4 protein-coding genes are annotated in these 5,303 nt (G+C 68.1%); 2 read left to right on the top strand and 2 right to left on the bottom strand.

The features are described from left to right. Nucleotides 1-119: 119 nt before the first annotated feature. On the bottom strand, nt 120-1,082 hold the full coding sequence (locus ACMV5O_RS21150) for a hydrogen peroxide-inducible genes activator (RefSeq protein WP_416165286.1): 963 nt from the start codon (nt 1,080-1,082) through the stop codon (nt 120-122). A gap of 243 nt (nt 1,083-1,325) precedes the next feature. Between ACMV5O_RS21150 and ACMV5O_RS21145 the strand changes: the two genes are divergently transcribed. Continuing rightward, a complete protein-coding gene (locus tag ACMV5O_RS21145; RefSeq protein WP_416165285.1) occupies nt 1,326-2,801 on the top strand; it encodes a DegQ family serine endoprotease in 1,476 nt (491 codons plus the stop codon). A 75-nt stretch (nt 2,802-2,876) separates the two neighbouring features. On the opposite strand, the gene ACMV5O_RS21140 is transcribed toward ACMV5O_RS21145, so the two are convergent. Further along, nucleotides 2,877-4,499 (bottom strand): methyl-accepting chemotaxis protein, encoded by a 1,623-nt coding sequence (locus ACMV5O_RS21140; protein ID WP_416165284.1) that lies wholly within the window; start codon nt 4,497-4,499, stop codon nt 2,877-2,879. A gap of 253 nt (nt 4,500-4,752) precedes the next feature. On the opposite strand from ACMV5O_RS21140, the gene ACMV5O_RS21135 reads away from it, so the two are divergent. After that, nucleotides 4,753-5,205 carry a c-type cytochrome gene (locus tag ACMV5O_RS21135; RefSeq protein ID WP_416165283.1) on the top strand — a complete coding sequence of 151 codons (453 nt, stop codon included), beginning with the start codon at nt 4,753-4,755 and terminating at the stop codon, nt 5,203-5,205. The last annotated feature ends 98 nt before the right edge of the window (nt 5,206-5,303 follow it).

The following is a 5,303-nucleotide window of genomic DNA, read 5'->3' as shown; positions in this document are numbered from 1 at the left end:
GCGCTCGCGACATCCTGCAGAAGGTCATCCGCGCAAACAGCCGCTTAAGTTCCAAACAAAATGCAGCACTACACTAGGTCAATCGCGTCAGGGGCGCCAATTGACTCGGAAGATCTCCCTCATCCAGTGTGTCTATCGGGCACGCAGGCCGAAAGCCGCTGGGACACGTGCCCCAGCGGCCTCACACCGGGCAGCTCGCTGTCCAGGATGGCCGCGCGCAGCACGTCGATCGCGCCGCTGCGCGGATAGGTCACCCGCCAGGCCAGCGCCACCCGACGCAAGGGCTCGGGCTCGCTGAACGGGCGCACCGTCACCAGCGGATTCTGCTCCGACATCTCGTCGGCGGCCGAGCTCGGCAGCACGGTGACGCCCAGCCCGGTGGCGACCATGTGGCGGATGGTCTCGAGCGAGCTGCCCTCCAGGGTACGCTGCAGGCCGCCGATGTTGCGGCAGCTCGGGCACACCTCCAGCACCTGCTCGCGGAAGCAGTTGCCGGCGCCAAGCAGCAACAACTGGTCGTCGGCCAGATGTTCGGCGGCGATCGCCTTTTCGCGGGTCCACGCGTGATCCGAGGGCATCAACACCCGGAACGGTTCGTCATACACCGGCTGGGCGACGATGCCCGCTTCCTCGAAGGGCAGGCTGATGATGATGACGTCGAGCTCACCGCGCTTGAGCGCCTCGGCCAGGCGCGCGGTGAAGTTCTCCTGGATGATCAGCGGCATCCTGGGCGCAAGCTGGTGCACACGCGGAATCAGCCGCGGCAGCAGATAGGGCCCGATGGTGTAGATCACGCCCAGGCGCAAGGGGCCGGCGAGCGGGTCCTTGCCGGCGGCGGCGATCTCCTGGATCTGGCTCGCCTCCATCAGCACCTTCTCGGCCTGGGCGACGATGCGGCGGCCGGTCTCGGTGATCTTGACCTCGGAGGCGCTGCGCTCGAAAAGCTGGATGCCGAGTTCTTCCTCGACCTTCTTCACCGCCACCGACAAGGTCGGCTGCGACACATGGCACTTCTCTGCAGCACGGCCGAAATGACGCTCGTGTGCGAGCGCGACGAGGTAGCGGAGATCGGTGAGGGTCATGATGTCGACGCGCCGCGCGGGCTATCCATCTGAAATGGGCAACACGGCGATGTTACCGCGTCCGCCGAGGTCCTGCTCGCGCGGTGTGGCCGCGCACCGCCGCGGGGGGCTTGAAGTCGCCGCCATCGCCCCGATGTGAAAACGCAAGTCTCGGCGGGAACAGGACACGGATTCGGACGTCCACGCAGTCGTGTCGCTCAAACCCGCTCATTCCTCTTCCACGACCCGCGCGTGAATACCGATATGAAAAAGCTCCTTGCCTTCAGTGCATTTGCCGTCGCCCTCTCCGCCGCGCTTCCGCAAGCGCCTTTCGTGTCTCCGGCGCTCGCCCAGGCGGCCGCCACCGCGCCGACGATCGTGTTGCCCAACCGTTACGGATTGCCCGACTTCGGCGATCTGGTCGAGCAGGTCGGCCCGGCGGTCGTCAACATCAGCGTGGTGCAGCGTCAGGCGCAGGGGACGACGGGCGAGAACCCCTTCGCCAACGACCCGTTCTACGACTTCCTGCGCCGCTTCGGCGTGCCGATGCCGGGCTTTCCCGGCCAGCCGGGCATGGGTCCGCGCATGCGCCAGGGCATCGGCTCGGGCTTCATCGTCAGCCAGGACGGCTACGTGCTGACCAACGCCCACGTGGTGGCCGGCGAGAGCGCCGACGCGGCCTTGTCCGAGGTCACCGTGCGGCTGATCGACAAGCGCGAGTTCAAGGCCACCGTGGTCGGCATCGACCGCCGCACCGACGTCGCCCTGCTCAAGATCGACGCCCAGAACCTGCCCACGCTGAAGATGGGCAATCCCGACGACGCCCGCGTCGGCGAATGGGTGGTGGCGATGGGCTCGCCTTTCGGCTTCGACAACACCGTCACCGCGGGCATCATCTCGGCCAAGGCACGCCGCCTGCCGGACGAGACCTACGTGCCCTTCATCCAGACCGACGTCGCCATCAACCCGGGCAACTCGGGCGGGCCGCTGTTCAACCTCGCCGGCGAGGTGATCGGCATCAACTCGCAGATCTACTCGCGCTCGGGCGGCTTCATGGGCATCTCGTTCGCGATCCCGATCGACGTGGCGCTGAACGTCAAGGACCAGCTCGTCGCCCATGGCCGCGTGCAGCGCGGCCGGCTGGGCATCGCCATCCAGGGCGTGGACAAGGATCTGGCGCAGTCCTTCGGCCTGCCCGAGGCCCACGGCGCGCTGGTGGCGAGCGTGGACCCGGGCAGCGCGGCGGAGAAGGCCGGCCTGCAGCCGGGTGACGTGGTGCTCAGCGTCGATGGCCGCCGCATCGGCGACTCGGCCGAACTGCCGCGGGTAATCGGCGAGAAGCGGCCCGGCACCCAGGTGCGCATGGAGGTCTGGCGCGACGGCCGCTCGCGCAACCTCACCGCCACCCTCGACGAACTAACCACCGACACCGTGGCCAGCGCCGAGCCGGCGCCGAGCCAGGTCGAGCGCTTCGGCGACAAGCTGGGGCTGAGCGCACGCGCGCTGACCGCCCAGGAAGCGAGCGAACAGCGCCTGCGCGGCGGCCTGGTGATCGAAGGGGTCGAAGGCGCGGCGGCAAGCGCCGGCTTGCAGCGCGGCGACATCATCCTCGCCATCAACAACCAGCCGGTCACCAGCAGCGCGGAATTCCGCGCCCTGCTGCAACGCGCCGGCAACCGCTTCGCCCTGCTGATCCAGCGTGGCAGTGCCCGCATCTTCGTGCCGGTGCGGATCGACTGATGATGGCGCGGGGGCGTCGCGGGCCACACCCGCCGCGCTCCCCGCCCCGTGTGCCGGGCAGGCGCCTGCGCCACCTCAGAAGCGGAAGCGCGACACCGACTCCTGCAGCCGCGCGGCGAGCTGCTCCAGCGTCTGCGCCGCGGCCACGGTGCGATCGACGCTGCGGTTGTTCTCCTGTGCCATGCCGGCGATCTCGCCGATGCTCACCGTGACCGACTGGCTCGCCGTGCGCTGCTCGGCGCTTGCCTGGGCGATCTGGTCCAGCCCCTCGCCCACTTCCACCACCAGCGCGTTGGCCGCGCCCAGCACCTGGATGACGGTGTCCGCCACCCCGCGGCTGGAGTCGATGTAGCTCAGCCCACTGTCGATCGCGCCCTGCACGGAATCCGAGCGGCGCTCGATCTCACGCGTGAGGGCGTCGATCTCGCCGGCCGAACGCGCGGACTTTTCTGCCAGCTTGCGCACCTCGTCCGCCACCACCGCAAAACCGCGCCCCTGCTCACCTGCGCGCGCGGCTTCGATGGCGGCATTGAGCGCGAGCAGGTTGGTCTGCTCGGCGATCTCGCGTACTTCGCTGGTCATGCGCGAGATCGCTTGCGTCGACTCGACGAAATCGCCCACCGCATCGGCCATCTGGCGCACGGTGGTCTCGACCTGGCCGACCTCGCCGACCAGGTGTTGAAGACTGCCCTGGCCCTCCTGCGAGCGCCTCAGGCTCTCATGGGAACGGGCGCGCACCGCTTCGGTGTGCTCGGCGATGTGGGCGATGTTGCCCATCATCGCGTCCACCGTGTCGGCCGCGTTCGCCGAGCTCTCGCTCTGGCGCTGCGAGCCCTTGGCCACGCCGGCCGCGCTGCCGGCGAGCTCATGCGCGGCATCGGTCACCGCCGAGGCCGACTCGCCGACCTGGCGCACCAGCGCGGCGAGGGTGGCCATCATGTCGTTGAAGGTCATCGCGGTGCGACCGATCTCGTCCTGGCCGTTGACGTCGAGGCGCCGCGTCAGGTCGCCGCCGCCTTGCGCGATCTGCGCCAGGCCCTCGTTGAGCTGCGACAGCGGACGGGTGACGAAGCGGCGGATGAAGAGATAGACGAAGCCGATCAGCGGCAGCGACACGAGGAGCGCGAACAGCGCGCTCTTGTTGCGGAACTCGGTGACCGCGGCATTGGCCTTGTCGAGCGAGATGCGCATCGACACCACGCCCAGCGGGGTGCCCGGCGCGACCTGATGGCAGGCGATGCAGTCCTTGCCCAGCCAATTGGACGAGGCGAGCGACGGAATCACCACGCGCAGGTGCTCGCCGTGCTCGGGCGTGTGCTCGACGCGCATCGTGCTGCGGCCCTCGAGCAGGGCCAGCCGCTCCTCGGCGTCGCTACCGCTGATGGCCACGCCACCGTCGCCGAATACACGGCTCACCGCCTCGCCCCGGATCACCTTGAGGTCGCGCACGGCCTGCAGCTCCTTGATCTGGTCGAGGAACACGTCGCGCTGGCCGACGGTGCCGGTGATCATCATGCCGGTGAGGCCGGCCATGGTCATCTCGTTGAAGCTGATCGCGAAATCCTTCGCCTGCTCGATCGCCATGTCCCGGTTCACCCGGGTCTCCCAGGCGATCATGCCGCCCCAGGCGACGACCAGCATGAGCCAGATCGCGACGGTCAGGCGAAGCCAGATCGGTGTGTCTGCAAGGCGGCGCATCGTGCAATCTCCCTGCCCGTGTCGACGGGCCATCATCGTTTCTTGCGTGTCCGATGTGCTTATCGGCCGCAGCGGCCGACGCTTGAGGGCAGCGTGCGGTCGCGACGTCATGACACCATCACCCGCCAGTGCTATACATTCGGTTGAACCATTTGCCGGCCGCGGCAGTCGATTCGCGGTCTGGCCGGCATCGACCCTGTTGCCGCTTGCATGAAGTCGTTTCCCCTTCCCACACAACAAGACGAGGTACTCCATGAAGAAATCCATCCTGTTCGGCGCCCTTGCCCTGTCGATCGCCACCACCGCAGCGGCCCAGGTCAAGCCGGAGGATCAGATCAAGTTCCGCCAGGCGGGCTACAGCTTCATGAGCTGGAACATGGGCAAGATCAAGGCCAACGTCGAGGGCGAGTTCAACGCCCAGCAGGTCGAGGCCGCCGCCAATGCGATCGCCGCCATTGCCGCGTCGGGCATGGGCGCGCTGTACGGCCCCGGCACCGACAAGGACATCGGCGACGTCAAGACCCGCGTCAAGCCCGAGTTCTTCCAGAACATGGAAGACGTCGGCAAGCTCGCCACCGACTTCAACGCAGCCGCCGCCAACCTGGCCAAGGTCGCCGCCACGGGCGACAAGGCGGCGGTGCAGCAAGCCTTCGGCGAGACCGGCGCCACCTGCAAGGCCTGTCACGACAAGTACCGCATGGAGTGATCAACCGCCTGCGGCATGCAGAATCGGGATAGGGGCGGTCAGCCTACCTGACCGTTCCCCTCCCACACCACCCGGCATGCGGGTCCGCACCGGGCGGT

The sequence above is a fragment of the Thauera sp. WH-1 genome (assembly GCF_047806685.1).
Lineage (GTDB): Bacteria > Pseudomonadota > Gammaproteobacteria > Burkholderiales > Rhodocyclaceae > Thauera.
The sequence above is the reverse complement of the archived record's forward strand: the minus strand, read 5'-3'. Positions and strand labels throughout refer to the sequence as shown.

Coding starts and splice junctions, on each gene's coding strand:
- ACMV5O_RS21150 (WP_416165286.1), bottom strand. CDS start 1,082: ATGACCCTCACCGATCTCCGCTACCTCGTCGCGCTCGCACACGAGCGT.
- ACMV5O_RS21145 (WP_416165285.1), top strand. CDS start 1,326: ATGAAAAAGCTCCTTGCCTTCAGTGCATTTGCCGTCGCCCTCTCCGCC.
- ACMV5O_RS21140 (WP_416165284.1), bottom strand. CDS start 4,499: ATGCGCCGCCTTGCAGACACACCGATCTGGCTTCGCCTGACCGTCGCG.
- ACMV5O_RS21135 (WP_416165283.1), top strand. CDS start 4,753: ATGAAGAAATCCATCCTGTTCGGCGCCCTTGCCCTGTCGATCGCCACC.